16 protein-coding genes are annotated in these 19,781 nt (G+C 44.7%); 12 read left to right on the forward strand and 4 right to left on the reverse strand.

What is annotated here, in order from left to right:
- Positions 1-180: helix-turn-helix domain-containing protein (locus Q7J27_11080; protein MDO9529685.1), on the reverse strand; the 180-nt coding region annotated here is incomplete at its 3' end.
- Between the two features lie 237 nt (positions 181-417).
- On the opposite strand from Q7J27_11080, the gene Q7J27_11085 reads away from it, so the two are divergent.
- The 8 genes from Q7J27_11085 (at position 418) to Q7J27_11120 (ending at position 8,613) form a co-directional block, all read left to right on the forward strand.
- Positions 418-1,839 carry a sigma-54 dependent transcriptional regulator gene (locus tag Q7J27_11085; protein ID MDO9529686.1) on the forward strand — a complete coding sequence of 474 codons (1,422 nt, stop codon included), beginning with the start codon at positions 418-420 and terminating at the stop codon, positions 1,837-1,839.
- A gap of 301 nt (positions 1,840-2,140) precedes the next feature.
- Positions 2,141-2,389 (forward strand): hypothetical protein, encoded by a 249-nt coding sequence (locus tag Q7J27_11090; GenBank protein ID MDO9529687.1) that lies wholly within the window; start codon positions 2,141-2,143, stop codon positions 2,387-2,389.
- Between the two features lie 111 nt (positions 2,390-2,500).
- A complete protein-coding gene (locus Q7J27_11095; GenBank protein ID MDO9529688.1) occupies positions 2,501-2,818 on the forward strand; it encodes a hypothetical protein in 318 nt (105 codons plus the stop codon).
- 467 nt (positions 2,819-3,285) lie between these two features.
- On the forward strand, positions 3,286-4,053 hold the full coding sequence (locus Q7J27_11100; GenBank protein MDO9529689.1) for a DUF2179 domain-containing protein: 768 nt from the start codon (positions 3,286-3,288) through the stop codon (positions 4,051-4,053).
- Positions 4,054-4,223: 170 nt separating this feature from the next.
- Positions 4,224-4,607 (forward strand): S-adenosylmethionine decarboxylase, encoded by a 384-nt coding sequence (locus Q7J27_11105; protein MDO9529690.1) that lies wholly within the window; start codon positions 4,224-4,226, stop codon positions 4,605-4,607.
- 52 nt (positions 4,608-4,659) lie between these two features.
- Positions 4,660-5,652: a GNAT family N-acetyltransferase gene (locus Q7J27_11110; GenBank protein ID MDO9529691.1), complete on the forward strand. Its 993-nt coding sequence runs from the start codon at positions 4,660-4,662 to the stop codon at positions 5,650-5,652.
- A 198-nt stretch (positions 5,653-5,850) separates the two neighbouring features.
- Positions 5,851-7,158: an ATP-grasp domain-containing protein gene (locus Q7J27_11115; protein ID MDO9529692.1), complete on the forward strand. Its 1,308-nt coding sequence runs from the start codon at positions 5,851-5,853 to the stop codon at positions 7,156-7,158.
- A 27-nt stretch (positions 7,159-7,185) separates the two neighbouring features.
- A complete protein-coding gene (locus Q7J27_11120) occupies positions 7,186-8,613 on the forward strand; it encodes a hypothetical protein (protein MDO9529693.1) in 1,428 nt (475 codons plus the stop codon).
- A 212-nt stretch (positions 8,614-8,825) separates the two neighbouring features.
- Here the strand turns inward: Q7J27_11120 and Q7J27_11125 are convergent, their stop codons facing one another.
- The gene (locus Q7J27_11125) at positions 8,826-11,504 is read right to left on the reverse strand and encodes a caspase family protein (protein ID MDO9529694.1); all 2,679 of its coding nucleotides are present in this window, start codon (positions 11,502-11,504) and stop codon (positions 8,826-8,828) included.
- Positions 11,505-11,595: 91 nt separating this feature from the next.
- Complete coding sequence (locus tag Q7J27_11130; GenBank protein ID MDO9529695.1) at positions 11,596-12,453, reverse strand: DUF4384 domain-containing protein; 858 nt, start codon at positions 12,451-12,453, stop codon at positions 11,596-11,598.
- A 212-nt stretch (positions 12,454-12,665) separates the two neighbouring features.
- On the opposite strand from Q7J27_11130, the gene aspS reads away from it, so the two are divergent.
- From aspS to gatB, 3 genes are all read left to right on the forward strand, one after another.
- Complete coding sequence (gene aspS, locus Q7J27_11135; GenBank protein MDO9529696.1) at positions 12,666-14,783, forward strand: aspartate--tRNA ligase; 2,118 nt, start codon at positions 12,666-12,668, stop codon at positions 14,781-14,783.
- Positions 14,784-15,020: 237 nt separating this feature from the next.
- On the forward strand, positions 15,021-16,235 hold the full coding sequence (locus tag Q7J27_11140) for an amidase family protein (protein MDO9529697.1): 1,215 nt from the start codon (positions 15,021-15,023) through the stop codon (positions 16,233-16,235).
- A gap of 2 nt (positions 16,236-16,237) precedes the next feature.
- Complete coding sequence (gene gatB, locus Q7J27_11145; protein ID MDO9529698.1) at positions 16,238-17,665, forward strand: Asp-tRNA(Asn)/Glu-tRNA(Gln) amidotransferase subunit GatB; 1,428 nt, start codon at positions 16,238-16,240, stop codon at positions 17,663-17,665.
- Positions 17,666-17,686: 21 nt separating this feature from the next.
- Here gatB and Q7J27_11150 read toward each other — a convergent pair whose 3' ends face one another.
- Positions 17,687-18,796: a DUF362 domain-containing protein gene (locus Q7J27_11150; GenBank protein ID MDO9529699.1), complete on the reverse strand. Its 1,110-nt coding sequence runs from the start codon at positions 18,794-18,796 to the stop codon at positions 17,687-17,689.
- Between the two features lie 489 nt (positions 18,797-19,285).
- On the opposite strand from Q7J27_11150, the gene Q7J27_11155 reads away from it, so the two are divergent.
- Positions 19,286-19,693: a hypothetical protein gene (locus tag Q7J27_11155; protein ID MDO9529700.1), complete on the forward strand. Its 408-nt coding sequence runs from the start codon at positions 19,286-19,288 to the stop codon at positions 19,691-19,693.
- Positions 19,694-19,781: the final 88 nt, after the last annotated feature.

Genomic DNA, 19,781 nt, shown 5'->3' on the forward strand with positions numbered 1-19,781 from the left:
GTCCAATAATCCTTCTATACCGCTTTCCTCATAACGATCAATGTAACGCCGAAATGTCCGTGTGCATACTCCCAATATCCGAGCTGCTTCTTCCTGGTTCAATCGACCTTCTGTCCATACACCATAAGCCTCTTCAAATCGCATAATCCGAATCTCCTGTAACAACTCTGTCCTTCTCATTGGCCACCCTCCTGGTGACCCATTATAAACCGGACAGATTACGTGCTACAACTCCGGACAGATTACGTGCTTCTGACAAGAACAATAAAAATATTGACTATGAGTTAAAAACATGGCTTTATAATGCCTCTTTTTCAGATAAACCTTAAGTGAAGCTCCCCGCCCACAGTGCGGGCTTGCGGGTGCACTCCCGGTCAAAGTGCTTAGTGTTTATTATGTCACACAGGTGAGGATTAAATGGAATCCATTATTGTTGCTTCCAAGAACCGGATGGCTTGCGAGTCAATTAAAGACTGCTTTCGGTTAGAATATAAAGTTGATGTAGCGACTACCAGGGAATCTTGCCTGGATCTGTTCGTAAAAAAGCGTTACGAAATTCTCTTTATTGACGTAGAACTCCTTCAATCCGGATCAGCTTCTGTTAACGGACGCATCAATTATAAAGACGCCTTTCAACCCTTCTGGCATATATTTCCCAATATTGAAATTATTGTTATGTCATCTCAAGAAATGATCCGAGAGGCCGTTATGGCCGTCAAAGCCGGAGCAAGCAATTATTTTACGTATCCCGTTGATATAGATGAACTTAATTTTGTAACCGAAAGCACCTATGAATCCAGAATAATGCAATCGGAGCTGGATTATCTTCGTGACAAATTCTGGCAGATGGATTCACTTGAAGTTGTCAAAACCAATAGTCCGGCGATGAGAAAAGTCTTTGAAAGGGTTCGTTCTGTAGCACTAACAAAAACAACTGTTTTGTTAACAGGGGAAACAGGAACAGGTAAAGGTTTGCTGGCAAAACTCATACATCGCCACAGTAATAGGGCGAAAGCCCAATTTATTACCGTACATTGTGGCGCAATTCCCGACACCCTTCTGGAAAGTGAGCTGTTTGGTCATGAAAAAGGGGCTTTTACCGGTGCTGACCGAAGGAAACTGGGTAAGTTTGAGATCGCTCAAGGTGGCACAATCTTTCTGGATGAGATAGGGACTATGACGCCCTCTGCACAGATCAAGTTTTTAGAGGTATTGCAGGACAAAACTTTTCAGAGGGTTGGAGGGGAAATAAGCATGGAAGCAGATGTGCGAATTATCGCCGCAACCAATGTCGATTTAAAACAACTGGTTGAGGACGGTGTGTTCAGAAAGGATCTATATTATCGTTTAAATGTGTTTCCAGTTGACATTCCACCCTTTAGCGAAAGAATTGAAGACATACCACATCTTGCAGAGTTTTTCTTAAGAAAGTTGAACGAAACATACCAGAAGAAGATTCACGAAATACATCCGTATGTTCTGGAAGCTTTTGAACGATACTCATGGCCGGGCAATATCCGCGAACTGGAAAACCTTATGGAACGTGCGTATATTCTTGAAAACTCTTCAGTGCTTGGACCCGATAACTTCCCAGACGAGCTTTTCACATCAGACACTTCGAATCCCGAACTTTTCTCAGGTTCATTGCCTCATCTATCCGAAATGAGACGGCAGACTGTCGAGACTGCAGAAAGAAACTATTTAAAAAGACTCCTTGCTTTTCATAAAGGTAATATCCAAAAATCGGCAGATGCAGCCGGAGTGAGCACTCGCCAATTGCACAAACTTATGACCAAATACGGTATCAGAAAAGAAGACTTCAAGACCCTGCACGTATGACAATTAATCGGAACAACAGGTTCCGATTAATTGTAAAAACCGGAACTTAAAGTTCCCTTAATGATTCCCCTTTTATTTAAAGCCTTCAAGCCCTTTCAACTGTTTCTCAAGAAGAATCAAGACATATATTAAATGCTCATACCGGAACTATCAGTTCCGATAATTATCTGCAATTAATTGCACAACTCCTTAAATATCAATAAGTTATAAATATGGCATATCTGTTGCTTATTGTCTTGACACACTGCAGAATGCAGGGCTCGATCCTATTAAAAAAATTCCTGCAGGAGAGGTAATCAAGGTGAAAGAGAAAAAGGGTGCTGAAAGTACAATTGCCGGTATTATCATCCCGATAGATTGGGATGATTATGACGATGTCACAAGGGTTGCTATACAAACTTCGGAGGAGGAGGAATACTTTGTTGATCAAACCAAAAAAGGGAAGGAGTTGCTGGACTTCATTGAAGAGGAAGTAGAAGTTACGGGCTCTGTGAGAGAGGACGAGGACGGTAATTTTATCATCGAAGTAAATGAATATGGTTTAATATGAAATAGAGGAAGGGGGCGAACAATTTTACTTGGCGAAATTACCCCAGGTTCCAGTTGTAATTTCTAATTATTTTAACTCAAGATTTAACATTTAAGACGGAGGAAACAGGAAATGAAAAGAAAGTTATTATCGGCAGTGATTTTTGTTTTGTTAATCACTTTTGTTATGAGTGTAACTGCGTTTAAGGCTAACGCTGAGGAAGTCACGATTACAGGAACGGTAGTGGCTCTTGACTTTGATGACAAAGATAAGGTTGTCGCCGTTTCCATAGATACGGCCGACGGGTATTATGATGTTTCTGATAATTCCATTGGAAAACAGTTGCTGACACTCTTGGATAAAAACGTAAAGGTGACGGGCATTGTTGGTGAGGACAAGGACGGCAACAGAACCATCACTGTTAAATCATATGAAATACAATCAGAGTAACATTAAAAAATGGGGAGTGGATTTCACTTCTCCAAAAATGAAAGCCATTTGATGTTCAGGCCGTATCAGGTGATTCAAGTCTCGGTTTTAAATTAGAATGAAAGAAAAGATTATTCCGTGTATTCAGTGTGGCAGATCATTTGTTTTTACTGTTTCTGAACAGGAAGATTTTATGAAAAGGGGTTTTGACAAACCAAAGCGCTGCTCTGCATGTCGGAAAAAGAAATTCAAAGCGGTCGATTTGCAAGGTATAGCAGGAAAGCATAGCAATAAAAAGAATTTATTCCTGCGTAAGCATGAGGCATAATAGTGAGGCCCCGCCCCGGGGCCTCACTATTATATATAGATGAGGTTTGTGGTTTTGGAACATAACACCCCAAAGTACGAAAAACACCAGAGGGTCTTTCATTCCGTCTAAAAAAGGCGGGGCATTCTGGCATTTTCATAAAATTGTTAACATTTGATTAATGGAAGGAATTTTTCACTGCGAGCGTTCAGTTGTCAGCTGTACGACCGGGCGTTTGCATACTTTCAAAGGAGTTCAATTATTGATCATGGTCAATGAATTTTTCGAAAGTCCAGTTCTTCTTAATTATTTTATTATTCCCGCTCTTATTTGTCTGGCTCGTATTTGTGATGTCACTCTGGGAACGATTCGAACAATAGCCGTTTCAAAAGGCATGAAATATCTTGCAGCCGGATTCGGTTTTTTTGAGGTCATGATCTGGCTTTTTGCTATCGGACAAATTTTGCAGAACCTGACAAACTTTGCAAATTATATTGCATATGCCACAGGTTTTGCCGTTGGCAATTATGTCGGGATTTATATTGAAGAAAAATTATCACTGGGAATTGTAATGCTGCGAATAATCACAAAAAAGAGTGCTGACGATTTAATCGCATTTTTAAAATCTGCGGGTTATGGAGTCACCAATATGAAAGCCGACGGCGCTTATGGACCTGTAGCTGTCATTTTTACGATTATCAAACGCAGAGAATGTAAAACAGTTGTTGAAATCATAAAGAAATTTAATCCCAAGGCTGTTTATACTGTTGAGGAAGTTAAATTTGCTAATACTCCTACCTTCCCCATAGTGCATAAAGATAAGAACCATTATTTTCGTATACTGTTCCATCCGTTTGTTCAAACTATGGGCTTCGGTCGCAGGACTTTAATTATGCTTAGAAATTTCCAGCACGGTAGCCATTCAAAGGTCAAGGGTGCAGCATCTTGATAAATTCTACTTCATTTTAATTCATATTAGAATGCAAATGGAGCATCTAAACCTCCCGGGATCGATATCCCTGGTCTTGGTCTTTCGGGATCAGATGTAACCGAACCAAGGTATTCATAATTGATGATAATTGAAGTCACTAACTGTTTGAAAGGAGATATTAACAAAAAATGAGCAAAGATGCCAAGAAGATGGAGACAGAGCAGCCATGGGGCATGATCTCGTGTATAGATTTATACAACTGCAACCCGGAAACCATTCGGAACGACAAAAAAATTAAACAGTTTGTGGAAGAGCTTTGTGATCTGATTAAAATGAAACGCTTTGGCGAAACCCAGGTGGTTCATTTCGGCGAGGATGAACGGGTTGCGGGATACTCTATGGTTCAGCTCATAGAAACCTCTCTTATCTCAGCACATTTTGCCAATCATACCAACACAACCTATCTCGATGTTTTTAGCTGCAAACCTTACGAACCCGAGATGGTCGTTGAATTCGCAAAAAATTTCTTTAAGGCTGAGAGAACCAATCTTAATGTGGTTACCCGTCAGTAACCCCCAAAATCTTAAATAACAACAGGGGCGCCGGCAAAGCAGGAAGCACAAAATGATGCAAAGAAAATTTATAACAGACATGGGGGAATGCGAGAGATTGTGGAAAACCTTTGTCCGGCCAAGGAACATATCAGACTTGTGGGAATTTCGTCTCTGTTTTCAACGGCATTTCAATTGCAAACCCTGCTTTCTGGTTCTGGAGGACGGAGAGGGGATAGCCGGTATGTTGCCACTTTCTTATATGAAAGAGATGGAAATGTTCGTTTTTTTCCCGGGGGAGACATGGAAAGGAAAGACCTGGATCGAGCGCACTCCTGTTTATTTAAGAGAACAAGAATTCCTCCCGGAACTTTTTTCCTTCTGCCCTGAGAGGACATATCTAAGATATATGGAGATCCCGGAAGAGTTTCTGATCCCCGCGCTGGATGTTGATGAAACAGGGTATGCTCTCTATCCGTCCAATCTGGATTTTGACATAACAATTTATCGCAAGAGGTTCTCAAACAAGAAATTTAAGGACATCAACAAGACGATCAAATCTCTGACGGGCGTTGATAATTCTTTTTGCCTTAACCGGTTAGAAGATTTCGACCTGCTCGTAGACATGAACATACAAAAATTTGGATCGGATTCATACCTGTACGATTATCGATTCAGAGAAAGCTTCAGAGATATAATGCATTTTCTGCACCGCAGGGGCTGGCTCAGGATGACAAGCCTTGAAATAGACGGAAAAACGGCGGCCGTCGATATAGGCGCATTATATCAAGGGACATACACGGTGTTTCTTGGTGGAGCCGACCGTGAGATTCCAGGCATAGCCAAGGCCATAAATATGTACCATATTGAATCCGCCTGCAATGAAGGTTTTTTAAAGGTTGATTTCCTTTGCGGGGATTTCCACTGGAAGAAACTCTGGCACCTTGATCCTGAACCGCTCTATAAGTTTGTAACCCCTGCATTAACTCAAAAAGATCAATTCGATCACGCATTGTTGGTGAATGATTCCACCAACCTTATTAGCAGAGAACAAAGTTATGCTTGACCGGGAGCACACTCCTAAGGGGCACAATATAAAGCAAACATATTGTTCGCAACAGCTCACTATCTCCGATGATTCGCCTTGGGCTCATGAAACTGCGATTGATTCGTATTCGGCTCATGAATCTTCGATTGCCTTGCCGGGAAGCTCCCCGCCTTGCTGGCGGGGAGCTTCACATAACAACCAGGGAAAGAGATTTTCATGAGGCGCGATCCAGTACTTGTGGTTGGAACCACACCGGACTATGTGTTAAAGATTCACAGAAAATATCCTGAAGATACAGTCTTTATTGCTGACACCAGCTTCCAGACGGATTCTCTTCTTAGAACAATCGAGGAATCTGCTCTCCTCTTCGCCTCCCTTGAAAATTTTGCAGAGACCCTGCAATCAGTTTGTCAATATCTGTCCATCAACAAGCTTTCTCCCCGGGGTATCGCCTGCTTTGACTGCGAGTCTCTGATTGCGGCAAGCAAGCTGGCTCTTCATTTAAAAGTGCCGTTTCCTGCACCGCACGCTGTCGCCAAAACGAGGAACAAGTTCGAATCAAGAAGAATATGGAAAGACGCCGGGCTTCCCTCCCCGCATGCCGCTCTCGCTTCGGAATTGGAGGAAACTCTGGAATTCTTTCACTGTATCAAGAAGGATATCGTGTTGAAACCGGTTTCCGGAAGTGGGGGTGAGCTTCTGTTCCACTGCAAGGATGAAGAAGAAATAATAAGAGCAGTCCGGGCTATGAAGGAGGAACTTCCCAAACGGAGGTTAAAACCTCTTTTCAGGGCGATTTCTGTTAATTCCGGGGTAAATCTCATCGACCCATGCAGTTCATGGATCGTTGAAGAGTTCATCTCCGGACCTGAATTCAGCTGCGATTTTATACTTCGGAACGGACAAACAGTAATCTTAAGGGAAACGGGAAAGGTAAAGGCTCCTGACCAGACATTCGGCTCAATCCTCGCGTATACATTTCCCCCTTTATATCCGGAAGGTTTCGTTCTGAAAGACCTCCATAATATGCTGAAAGATGCCTCAACTTCCCTGGGTTTTACCTGGGGTTATTTCATGGCGGATTTTATCATCACTGACAGCGGGCACCCGGTTATTATAGAATTGACGCCAAGGCCGGGCGGTGATTCCATCCCCGATCTTGTGGAAATCGCCACAGGAAATGATCTTCTTGGAACATATCTCGACATCGTTTCCGGCAAATATAGCCCGTTAGAAACATCAGACATGCCGCCTGAATCATTTGCGAGCATAAATCTTTACGCTCCCGGGGAAGGCGTAATTACCTGTCTTGATCCATCCCGGATTCTCTCCCTTCCATGGGTCAAGGCGGTATTCCTCAAGAAAAAAGTGGGGGACAAAATAATCCTTCCCCCTGATGACTACGACAACAGACTTCTGGGATACTGTGTTATTTCTCCTGAATCAGGCAGCAATCTGATCTCTATATACCATCAACTTAACAAGTCTCTCAGGATCTCCATCAAGAACGATAAGCAGTCATAAACCTAACAAAAGAAATGATAAGAAAGCATGCACGAAGCTAACCGGAAAAATACCAGCAAGCCTGATCAACTATCTGTTTCAAAAAGGTACAAAGAGACCATATCGAGACTGGTTCCTCTTTTCATCAGAGCGCTAAAGAGCCGCGAAAAGGTTCTTCCCAAAACGGTTCTTCATCAGTACCTGAATTCCATATTGGATAAAAGAGAAATTCTTCTGGACAGCGCTTCACGATTTGGAACCCCCCAGTATTTTTTCGACGAGCCATCTCTCTCTTCGCAAATAGCAGGGTTTCACTCAGCTTTCTCAAAGCACTTTGATAGATACCGCGCATTCTATGCCCTGAAGAGCAACTCCTTTGATGGGATTTGCAGTCATGTTCTGGCCGCGGGCATGGGCATTGACGTGTCAAGCGGGTTCGAGCTTTCCCTGGCACTCTCCATGGATTGCCGGGATATCATCTTTAGCGGGCCCGGAAAGACCGATGGAGAACTCATGCTCGCTATTCAAAATCGAAAAAGGGTAACCCTGCTTCTGGACAGCATGGGCGAACTGCAAAGACTCTCAAAACTCATGAAACGGGAAAGGGGTATGCGTGACACCCTGAAAGTGGGAATACGTGTCCGCAGCGATCATAAGGGGGAATGGGACAAGTTTGGAATTCCCATCAAAAATCTGGCCGAGATGTTAAGAAAATCCATGGCGGTGGAAGGGGTGGAACCCTGTGGTATCCAGTTCCATGCCAGTTGGAATCTTGATCCGACTGCACAAATCAGAATGATAAACGAAATAGGTTCCTATATCCGCCGGCATGTACCAGCGAGCTTATGGCAATCTTTCAGATTTCTTGATATCGGGGGGGGCTTCTGGCCCGAACAGGGTGAATGGCTAAACCCGCAAAACACCATCAAAGGAAAGCTTATTCAACTTCTCGAACCAGGCGCCCGATTCAGATCAAGACATTACTGTCGCAAGTCCAGACCGCTTGACTGTTTCGCAAGTGAAATTGCCGCAGCGCTTTCACTCCAAGGGCCCCCTTTATCTGACCTCGAGATATGGATGGAGCCCGGCAGGTGGATATCAACCCCCGCCATGCATATCCTGCTCAAGGTAATCGACAAGAAGGACGCTCGAACAGTAATTACTGACGGCGGCATAAATCTCTTAGGATGGGAACGCCCTTTGACCGAGTTCGTTCCTGTCATTAACCTCACAAAACCTTCTTTAAAGGAGGTTCCTCTGAAAATTTTCGGTTCTCTCTGTGCACCCTATGACATCTGGGGAACATCAGTTTTCGGTAATGGAATTGATACAGGTGACATTCTCGTTATTCCGGATCAGGGTGCCTATACTTATTCATTGAGGCAATCGTTCATTAAACCCCTGCCTAAGGTGATACGATATGATGGGAACTCCCTTGAGGAAGTGGAAAAGGAACAGCAATACACGCGATTTTGAACGCTGGCACATACAATTCTATACCGAACCGGAACACGGCTAATCGTTATTTATCTTTAGTTTTGAATTTTGCCATAAATAGCCTGAATGGTCATTCCCGTGCAAACGGGAATCCAGTCCCCGATCAGGTCGAGGACAAGCATTTTAAACTTGTTATGGATTCCCACTTTCGTGGGAATGACAGAAGGGGGGCGTTTTGCAAAGCTCTCGTCTTATCTGTATTTGGCAACCGGTATTTTCAATTTATCTCCCGCACTCTCTTCGGAAGGAAGCAAAACGGGTGTCTGGTCTCTGTTTAGCTCTAAGGAAGCCTTCTCCGATACATTCGTCCTTACATAGTCATAAAGTTCTCCCAGCTCTACCACTCCATTTGCGTTTTTGTCCGCCTCTCCCCTCATTCCCCTCAATAGATAGTATGTGAACAGCCCGTGCTCAACCCTATCATAATCGGAACTCATCTGGTTACCCGTAGCGCCGGCAATGACAGTGATATTCCCACCGGACAATACCGGATTCTCGATGGATATACTGATCGGCCTTGTCCCTTTACTTGTAACGCTTCTGCCCTGCACACCCGAAAAACAACTATCCAGCATGACAATTACGTTTTTAGCGGGAAGTCTGTTCAGCGATTCATACATTTTATTCAACGGATAAAGTTTCGACGGAAAGTCGGGATGTCCTTCATAAGGAACAATATAAGCTTCTTTGCCTTGCGGATCCGGCGCACCATGACCCGCGTAAAAGATGTACACAGTAGAGTTTTTCTTCACCCTCCTGGAAAGCCATTCCTCCGAGTAAGCCACCAGGTCGCTTTTTGTCGCTGTATCATCCGTTAATAACTTGATATTTGATCGGGGAATCCCGCCTAAATTTTCAAGGTATTTCGCCGTAACTTCGGCATCTCTCCCCGCATACTTGATTGAAGGAATGATCTTCTCCCGATATTTGCTAATCCCGATGACGAGGGCAAAGTTATCGCTCATTTTATAATTTTTCGTCTTTGCCGGCAGATCGTCGACACTCACTTCGGAGATGACCTCTACCGTTTCTGCCACTTTAACCGGTCTCATGGCCACCCTCAAAGTTTTTCTTTCAGAAGGCGAGAACCCCACGCTCTCTTCTATTTGCACGGTAAGTTTTGCCGTTTCTGACGGTATCTGTGCAGGCAAAACAGCCTTAAATACAACCGTTTTCTTTTCACCTGCTTTGAGGTCTCCAACATTTTTTTTCTCACCAAGACAACTTACAAGTGTTGGATTACCTGAAAGAAGTACCTGAACATCCTTTGCCACTTCTTCACCTTTGTTTTGAATCTCCACCCTCAGAACAACCGTCTCGCCGCCATCGAGTATGCGGTTGTTATTTTGATCTTTGAGCCGCGTCGTATATACAAGGTATGGGAGCTCCGATATAATCTCAACAGTCTCTTTCAGCTCCGCAGGTCTCATGGCCACCATCAACGTCTTTCTTTTGGAAGACGAGCTACCCTTTTCTTCTATTTCTACTGTAATTTTGGCCGTTTCTGCCGGGACCTCGGGGGGTAAAACGGCCGTAAATTGAGCCGTCTTCTTTTCGCCCGCCTTTATGTCTCCGACAAATTTCTTTTTCCCTAAATAACCGACAAGGGTCGGATTACCCGAAAGAAGCACACTAACATCCTTTGCCGCACCCCCGCCTCTGTTTTCGATTTTCACCGTTAGAACAACTGTCTCGCCGCCATCGAGTATGCGGTTGTCATTCTGATCCTTGAGCTGCGTCGTATAGACAAGGTGCGGGAGATCCGATATTACCTCAACAGTCTCTTTCTTCTCCGCAGGCCTCATGGCCACCTTCAACGTTTTCTGCTCATACGGTGAGACACCGCTTTTCTCTTTAATTTCTATCTTTATCAATGCCGTTTCGGCCGGCACGTCCACCGGTACAACGGTCTCAAATTGAACCCTCTTTTTTTCACCGGGTTTGATGTTGCCTGCAAATTTTTTCTCACCAAGATAATTTACGAGTGCCTGACTGCCCGACAGGATAACCTGTACATCCTTTGCCGTACCGTTACCTTTGTTTTCAATTTCTACCGTTAAACCAACTTTTTCTCCGCCGTCAATAACCTTGTTGCCGGAGGCTTCATTGAAAGATATGCTGGCGGTAAGCGCAGGCGTCTGCTCCTCTTCCTGCTCTTCTGGAATTACGGCCGGCTTTTCCTCTTCTTTAATTTCCGGCTGAACGGCCTTTGCCACAACAAGCCCCTCATCGGCTTTCTCTTTGAACTTTACGAGCAGGTACCCTTTGCCGCCACCCGCACTTGTCGGGCCTCCTCCGCCTACTGCATAATGGGCTCCGATGGCATTATTGTCGAAATCTATATAATCGATAAGCCACTCGAATTTAAAAATACCGGTACCGATAATTAGCCAGGAGTAAAGGCCGGAGTAAGTCAATTTAATCTCATTGACGGATTTTATCGATAAGACGGCCTCTGTCTCGGGGTTCATGAGGGGAATGAAAAGAAACGTCATCTTACTTTTCACCTTGCATTTTATCTCCATATTTTCACGATCAATGTAGAGCACATCGGTGAATATTATAGAACTCTGCTTACAAAGTGCAGGGAATGGGCCTCCCTGAACAAACCATCGTATCCCACTCTCCTTTGCTTTTTTGTTGCCAGGGTCGGTCTCAAATAATTTAAGCTCCTTATTTTTGTTTTTTTTCAGCAGATGAAAGAGCTTGACCAGCAATTTCCCCTTCGCATCATCGTCTTTTAGAGGAGCATATGCCTGGTGTTCACGAAGCATCACTTCTTTAACCGTTATATCTACCGAAGCACAACCGGTCAGAAAAAAAACAATGAGGATGAAGGTGACAAGTTTTCCTGTTTTTTTTGTTGCCATTTCTCTCTCCCGGTATCTCACCGTTTATTTCTCTGTGCCTTAGTACCTTTGGTACTTTGTGCCTCGTAACTACTCATACCTGAGCAGTTACTTATCTTCTAACTTCATAACCGATTGTCTTATCCACCCAGAGGGATTGATCAAGCTCGGACAGTTCATACATAAGGTCTGTTATAGTATTTTCTGCCTGTTTACTATTGGAAAGGAGCTCCACTTTTTCTTTTGTTGCTACAATAAGGATTGTTTCGAGTGCACTTGAGAGGCTTTTCGGGGAATGGACTCTCAGTTTCAGTCCGGTTACTCTCTGGATGTCATCGGGGAAAATAAAATCTCTGTCGGTAGATGCCCTGTCATTCTTAAAATATCTATTGGGAAGAAGTTTCGTAATCCGTCCATCCTGACTGACACTGAAAATATTCAGGAACAGGTCGGAATTTACACCCACCCTTATCTGTATTTCGTCATTGTTCTGGAAAACAGGGTTTTTTGTGTTAGAGGTTTCACCGGCTCTAAAGACTTCTGCCTTAACAATTCTGAAGCTCCCCGGCTTTTTGTGTTCTAATGGTTTTACGTGGGCTTTAATCCTTATGAAATAGGTAACATTTTTACCGTCTGCCTTGAGGTCGTCCATCAGGACTTCCTCTTTTACGATCAGGCCCTTCGAAAAAGCCGAAATCAGGTCACTGATAAGCTGATAATTATATACAACACTCAGGCCGTGAACCTTAACGCCTGACGCCTTTTCAATAGCAGCCCTTCTCGCATTGTTCAATGCAAGGGACCTTGCCCACGCAGGCGTTGTATCTTCACCAAGCACTGCCTGACCATCGGCAATAACGGTGATTAAATCATCTGCATAAATAAAGAATGGGACAAAGAAAGTTAAGACAACAAAAATAGACAAAATTTTTCCGGTATGCCGTCTAAAAAATGACTTCTTCGTCTGCATGACTTAACACCTTTTCATGGGGACAGATTTCAAATCTGTCCCCATAAACTATCATTATGATTTTCAGTATGCCTTAAAGATTGTCGTGAGTCAATAATGCGGTTTTTTATGCATAAAAAACAAATCTGCTCCCTATCATTTAACTTGAAACTAATGTTAAGGTTTGATAATCGATTCTGGTCTTTATATTTTGAAGGAAGGATAGGTAAGTTATGCTGTATAGAGAACGATCAAATTGCGGTCAGCTCAACCTTTCCGATGCAGGATCCAAAGTTCAGTTAGCGGGTTGGGTGGACGCGCTGAGAGACCACGGGGAAGTTCTCTTTATTCACCTGCGGGACAGGAGCGGTATTGTACAGGTGGTATTCAGTCCTGAATTTGCATCTCCTGATATTTGTGACCGTGCCAATTCACTGAGAAATGAATATTGCGTTACTGTTAAAGGTCGGGTAACAGAAAGATCAAAAGACACCGAAAATCTAAACATTGAGACCGGCCGAATCGAGGTTATGGCAGAAGATCTCGTTATACTGAGCAGGTCCGAAACACTGCCGTTTCCAATATCGGAAAAGGCGATGATTGTCGGTGACAGCGTTAAGGGGTTAGACTCGGTTGCGGAAGATATCAGGCTCCAGTATCGTTATCTTGACCTTCGACGCCCTTCAATGCAGGACAATTTCATAAAACGACACAAAATCTTTAAGTGCGTAAGAGATTACCTTGATGAACAGGGTTTCATCGAAGTTGAAACGCCGATACTGACAAAGAGCACACCTGAAGGAGCACGTGATTATCTGGTGCCCAGCCGTGTTCACCCGCAGCACTTTTACGCGTTGCCCCAATCTCCACAGCTATTTAAACAACTTCTCATGGTTAGCGGTTTCGAGCGCTACTACCAGCTTGCGCGATGTTTCCGGGATGAAGATCTCCGACCCAACCGGCAACCGGAATTTACACAGCTTGACCTTGAGGCATCGTTTATCGATGAGGAGTTTATCTACGAGCTTTTGGAAGAACTTACCGTGCGGATGTTTGAAATAGGCGGCATTACTCTCCCGAGGCCGTTTCCAAAGATGACCTACCGGGAAGCTGTTGATACCACCGGTTCAGATCGTCCCGATTTGCGCTTCGGATTGAGGTTTATTGAAGCCACCGATGTTTTCGAAAACACAACATACAGTATATTTAAACAGATTCTCAAGCGCGGCGGATGCATTAAGGGCATTAACATTCGGGGACAGTCGGAAAAACTGAGCAAAAATGTACTGCAAAATGAATATGCAAAGCAGATAGTGCCCACATTTGGCGCAAAAGGTATGACATGGATGAGGGTAACCGACGAAGGGCTGGAGTCAAATATCGTTCAGTTTTTCAGCAAGGAAGAACAAGAGGGTATAAAAAAACGCTTTAAGGCGGAAAACGGTGACGTAATAATTATGATTGCCGATCCGACCTATGAGGTAGTTACGACTGCCCTGGGACTAACACGACTACACATTGCTGACAGGCTCGCCCTTATACCCGAAGATACATGCTCGCCGGTATGGATTACCGATTTTCCACTTTTTGAAATTACCGAAGAGGGTATTACTTCGAGCCATCATCCCTTTACGGCTCCTGACCGGACAGATTTCGATCCCGCGGATCGAGAATCTCTTCTCGCATTGCGTTCCCGCGCTTACGATCTGGTTGTTAACGGCGAAGAACTCGGTGGAGGAAGCATTCGTATTAACGATCCGGTTTTACAGAAGAAAATTTTTCAGGCATTGGGCCTTTCGGACAGTGACGTAGAAGAAAAATTCGGATTTTTCATCAAATCATTCAATTACGGCATTCCACCCCACGGTGGAATCGCCCTGGGTATGGACCGCGTCGTATCAATGATACTGGGTACGTCATCGATCAGGGAAGTGATCGCCTTTCCCAAAAACCGGAGCGCTTATTGCCCCTTAAGTATGGCGCCATCCGTGGTCGCGCATGAACAACTTGCCGAACTTGGATTGCTCGATCTGGAAGGAGAAATGAAGCTGCCCGGTGCAGAGGAGGAACGAGAATTGATTGATGTACTCTCGTGGGTATCACGGATAGGTATCGATGATGATGAACGGCATCAGATAGGCGCTGCTTTGAAAGAGGCGTCCCGGCTGGCTCAGATCGTAAACAAAGAGGCAAAGGATGAAGAACCGCTCTTTTCCGTGGTAAACGTAACAAATCGAATCAGAAAAGCCTCTGAACCGACAATAAATCCCCTGGCTGAAAAAGGGGAATTGTTCCGAAATGCCCCTGCCGTGAAGGGGAATTTCTTCAAAGTAGCCAGCATATTAGAATAGACATCGAAGTTCGGAAAGTAACGTCCGTAATGAAGTTTTTATTGACAGTCTCGTAAAAAGTCTCAAAATGTGTGATTTGTCGTCCTGAACTCGTTTCAGGATCTCACTTGTTTCAGCATCTAAATATTTCAATAAGTTAGAGACCCTGAATGATCCTGAAACAAGTTCAGGACATGATTTTGGGTGACAAAAAAAGACTTTTTACGAAAGCATCTTTATTGATAAAAGGAATTTTATATGAACTCTGAGATTTTCACATACTTTGATCCATCACCCTCTTCCATCGGAGAAGGCGGCCCGCTTGAAGGAAAAACCATAGCCATTCAACCCAATATGTCGGTGAGCGGCTGGCCAACGGAAGCGGGGTCGGTCGCGCTCGAAAATTATATCGCTCTTGAGGATGCTACCGTGGTTGAACGGGCAAGATCTGCCGGCGCAATAATAACCGGCAGTACTCGTATGAGTGAACTGGGTTTCGGCCTGATGGGTGATACGGCATCTCAAGCCGTAGCCACGGGAGAAGTGGATATCGCTCTGGTAACAGACACTATGGGCGAAGCGCGTGTTGCTGCCTCAGCAACAGGTATTTTCGGCTTCAAGCCAAGTTACGGTATCGTATCGAGGTTTGGCCTGATCGGCCTTATTCCATCCATGGAATGTTATGGAATCCTGGCAAAAACGCCTGGAGAAATTGCCTCTATCATGGATATTATTGCCGGCCGTGACGATAAAGACTTATCCATGCCCGATGATGATATTCCAGACTCCAGTCAGGTTGGCAAGAATCGAACAACCCTGGGAACCCTCGGTGTAATCCGGGAATGTACCGAACACCTGGGATCTGCCGAGTCCAAAGCTTTTAACGCGGCCCTTTCACGGCTCAAGGAAACCGGCCTTATGATTGAGGAGATCAGTCTGGCGGATTTTAGTCTTTTTCGCGCAGTTCACAATGTAATCGGTTCCGTTGAGGCGTCATCGAGCTGTGGAAAATACGATGGTGTACGTTACGGCCACCGCACCGAATCCTCAAAAAACTGGAATGAGATGTACCTGAAATCCCGGGCAGAATCGTTCGGTTCACTGGTGAAATCCTATCTGTTTCAGGGCGCCTATTTCCAATTTGAAAACTATGCCGCTTTCGAAAATGCCTGCCGTGTCCGCGCCCGCCTCCAAAGAGAAACCGAGGCATTATACAAGGCAGTGGATATGCTCATTTTTCCCGCAGGACAAAACGGAACACTTATCGACAAAGCCACGACAATCAATGAGGTGTATGATATTTTCCCATTGACGCTTATGGCGAATGTCACCGGGCAGCCGGCGATTCACATTCCGGGCTCACTGTTTGGTCAAGAAACAGATCCGGGGCTGCAGTTTATGGCTCCCCGGCTTGGCGATACGCGGCTTCTGGCACTGGCTGCTATGTTGGCCTCTTTACAAGGTGGAGAATAAACATGGATTATGAAGCGGTAATCGGTCTTGAAATACACACTCAGCTCAACTCCGGCACAAAGATGTTTTGTGATTGCCCGAACAACCCCGGTGACGAACCGAATCGGAATACCTGCCCGATCTGTCTCTGGATGCCGGGTGCCATACCTCAGTTCAGCGAAAAAGTCCTTGAAAAAGCCGCTCTGGCCGCCCTGGCGTTGAACTGCGAAATACAGCCGGAAAACGCATTTGACCAGAAAGTATACTACTATCCGGACCTGCCCAAAGGTTTTCAGCTTTCCCAGTTTCACAAGCCGCTGGCGATCAACGGCTGGGTGGATATCATCGGCGAGGACGGCCTTCCAAAAAAAATCGGGATACATCAGGTTCACATGGAAGAGGATGTCGCAAAACTCGTTCATGAAACTGAGGGTCGTACACCGATCAGCCTTGTTGATTTTAACAGGGCGGGGACGCCATTGATAGAGATCGTGAGCGAACCGGACCTCCGCAGCCCTTATGAAGCGATGGAATATATAAAAGCGATACGGACACAGATTCGCTATGCGGGCAGCGCCGAATGCAGCATGGAACATGGGACCATGCGTGTCGACGCAAACATTTCAATTCGTCCCAGAGGAAGCAACGAGTTAAATACGAAAGTTGAAGTTAAGAATATGAATTCTATCCACAATGTGGGTAATGCAATCGCATATGAAATCAGCCGGCAGGCCAAACTTGTGAATGCAGGCGAATCGATCGTTCTCCATACCCGTTTTTGGGACCCGGAAAAACAGGTTACCTCGGCGATGCGTGAAAAGTTTGAAGGGCCCTGTGTGCCGGATCCGTCAGTGCCGCGGATTGTACTTTCCGCTGAATGGATGGAGGAAATACGCTCTCGCCTCCCGGAGATGCCGGGTCAAAAGGTGGAGCGATTTACAAAGGAGTTCGGGCTAACTCACGAAGAGGCCGTCTTGATGAGTTCGGAACGAGACCTGTCTGAATATTTTGAGGCGGTTATAGGCCGGAATGTATCGCCACGAACGTCGGCACAGTGGATTGCGACACAACTGCTCCCCGCGCTGAAGGACCGCGGTCAAACCCTTTCGGATACCCCGGTAACTCCGGAGCGGTTCGCGGGTCTCCTTTTCCTGCTGGAGCGGGATGAAGTTAATGCCAAATCGGCAAAAGATGTCCTGTCAAAACTTTTTGAAAGTGAAAAGCCACCGGAAACCATCGTCGAAGAGTTCGGGTTCAAACAGGTTTCAGACACCGTAGAACTTGAAGCGCTTGTCGATCAGGTACTCGAAGCCAATCCTTCAGCCGTCGATGATTATAAGGCTGGTACGGCAAAGGCGATGGGCTTTCTCATCGGTCAGGCGATGCAGGCATCAAAAGGCAAGGCCAATCCCAAGCTCATTCAGGAAATTTTAATATCGAAACTGAAATAAGCTGAAACGATACGGCAGGAATTAACCTCTGTGTATGAACTTTCTCAACAGCTTGCCGCCTATCGGTTCCCGGGTATGAAGAGCGCCGTGAGGGCAGACTTCGATACAGCAAAAACACCTGATGCATTTATCATAATTAAAATGGAGGGTATCGCCTCTCTGGGCCAGTGCCCCTGCGGGACAGAATTCCGAGCATTTGCCGCATAATCTGCACAGAGATTCATCGGCCTCGGGTCTTTGAAGGAAATACTGCCTGAGGAAACGCTGCGCCCAGCCGGGACCCATGGTAAGCGGCGTTATCCCCGGCAGGGAAAAGCCTCTGATTTTTGGAAGATCGCCGTCCACTTCGATCGGCCCATCGAAAAAGCCCAGCTCTTTCGAGACTTCATTTGTCAGAAGAATATCCGGTTTTATCCCTAACATCGTGCATATCGTCATGTCGACTGCCACACCGTTATCACTTCCGACAAGCACACCAAGATGCTTAGGCACACCGCTTCTCCCCGGCCCCTCCCCTTCCATTGCCAAAATACCGTCAACGATGGTGACGGCCGGGTTCAATGTCCTGTAAATCTGAAAGAGCAACCTTGCAAACATATGCCTGTCGACACCGGTGCGCATATGCCATTCGGCCTTCCTGTAACCGGCGATACACCCGAAAAGGTTTTTTACTCCCAGGGTGAGGAGCATCTGGCTGTGGGTTTTGAGCTTTGGGAGATTTATCAGGACGTCCGCCTTTATCGCATCCTCGGCCATATCAATCTGCCCGAACGGTTCACCGATATCGACCTTTACGGATTGTTTAAACTCCTTAAATTCTACATCGAGTCCTTCCAGCGCATCCTTGACACCGCTTTCTTTGAGTATCCTTTCAAAAGAACCTGTGCCGGGACTGTCCGAAATCTGCGGCCTTACACCCTTTGACAGGACATATTCCGCCGCACTTTTCACAATCATGGGGTGGGTGACAACGGCACGCTCCGGCGGGAACGCCGCAAGGAAATTCGGCTTTATAACGACAAAACTGTCCTTCCTGATGATATCCCCGCAGAATTGATCAAGGATATCAAAGCAATGCCGCTTCAATATCTCATAGTCGTAAGAAGATTGTCTGACAATTACTCTGACCATTTTTTAAATCATATCCAGCGGACTGCGTACAGCCCTGCCGCCTTTATTGAGATCACAATTATAAATCATTGTGATAAATACGTCTCTATAACCTACCAGTTTTTAATGATAAAGATATTGCGAAATTTCTTTTTCTCCCATATCCTTGGGATGACGCTTTTTGTGAAAAAAGATATAACGTTTTATCCAGTTAATGTATGCTTGTTCTGTGCGAATTGAGTAATGCTTTTTTCTAATCACATAACGGACTTGATCAAGCAGCTTCATATAATAAACTCACTTTCAGTATTTATATAATTCAATATGGCATCGATTCTTGACAACATATCTTATTTATTGTACATTTTCAATGTTAAGTTAGTTATGCCGTGATATAATACGGTAAATGGGCAGTATAATATATGTTAAACAATGATTTATGACAAAATTATGAATTGAAAAATCCACAGTGATCATTTTTATTATCTTTAAACACCTTGGAGGGATGCAATGGATATTGAAGAGATAATGAAGGAGATTGACAAGCTAAGCAAACCACAGCTGGAAAAACTTATAGCAAATCTTGATCACATATCTTTCCGTTTCACAATCAACATGTCCTTTTTGAAATATGGTGCTCATCCCATTACCATTCCGAAGGAAGTTTATCATTTCTTGAGAATACACAAAATATTACCAAATCAAGATATGCGAATCACATTTCCTGATGGTTCCACGGCCACTGGCTATATATATTATGGAAGAGCTGGCTGGGGTGAGTTTTATCAAATTAAAGTGAAGCAATCTCTTTCTATTAGAGGTAAGGGTGTCAGTCAGTTCAATAAAGGTGATCGTATAAAAGTTGAAATATTAAAGTCTGGAGATAGGAAAGAGATTCAATTATCAATGATTAAATAATGATTTGTTTAACCTATAAGGATTGAGTCGATCCGCGAAGCGGTCGAACTCAATCCATTGTTCAATAAGCCCGATCTCATTATATAGG

The organism is Syntrophales bacterium (assembly GCA_030655775.1).
In the GTDB taxonomy this organism is placed as follows: domain Bacteria; phylum Desulfobacterota; class Syntrophia; order Syntrophales; family JADFWA01; genus JAUSPI01.

Coding starts and splice junctions, on each gene's coding strand:
- Q7J27_11125 (MDO9529694.1), bottom strand. CDS start 11,504: ATGGCAACAAAAAAAACAGGAAAACTTGTCACCTTCATCCTCATTGTT.
- Q7J27_11140 (MDO9529697.1), top strand. CDS start 15,021: ATGAACTCTGAGATTTTCACATACTTTGATCCATCACCCTCTTCCATC.
- aspS (MDO9529696.1), top strand. CDS start 12,666: ATGCTGTATAGAGAACGATCAAATTGCGGTCAGCTCAACCTTTCCGAT.
- Q7J27_11130 (MDO9529695.1), bottom strand. CDS start 12,453: ATGCAGACGAAGAAGTCATTTTTTAGACGGCATACCGGAAAAATTTTG.
- Q7J27_11150 (MDO9529699.1), bottom strand. CDS start 18,796: ATGGTCAGAGTAATTGTCAGACAATCTTCTTACGACTATGAGATATTG.
- Q7J27_11095 (MDO9529688.1), top strand. CDS start 2,501: ATGAAAAGAAAGTTATTATCGGCAGTGATTTTTGTTTTGTTAATCACT.
- Q7J27_11115 (MDO9529692.1), top strand. CDS start 5,851: ATGAGGCGCGATCCAGTACTTGTGGTTGGAACCACACCGGACTATGTG.
- Q7J27_11105 (MDO9529690.1), top strand. CDS start 4,224: ATGAGCAAAGATGCCAAGAAGATGGAGACAGAGCAGCCATGGGGCATG.
- Q7J27_11110 (MDO9529691.1), top strand. CDS start 4,660: ATGATGCAAAGAAAATTTATAACAGACATGGGGGAATGCGAGAGATTG.
- Q7J27_11120 (MDO9529693.1), top strand. CDS start 7,186: ATGCACGAAGCTAACCGGAAAAATACCAGCAAGCCTGATCAACTATCT.
- Q7J27_11155 (MDO9529700.1), top strand. CDS start 19,286: ATGGATATTGAAGAGATAATGAAGGAGATTGACAAGCTAAGCAAACCA.
- Q7J27_11100 (MDO9529689.1), top strand. CDS start 3,286: ATGGAAGGAATTTTTCACTGCGAGCGTTCAGTTGTCAGCTGTACGACC.
- gatB (MDO9529698.1), top strand. CDS start 16,238: ATGGATTATGAAGCGGTAATCGGTCTTGAAATACACACTCAGCTCAAC.
- Q7J27_11085 (MDO9529686.1), top strand. CDS start 418: ATGGAATCCATTATTGTTGCTTCCAAGAACCGGATGGCTTGCGAGTCA.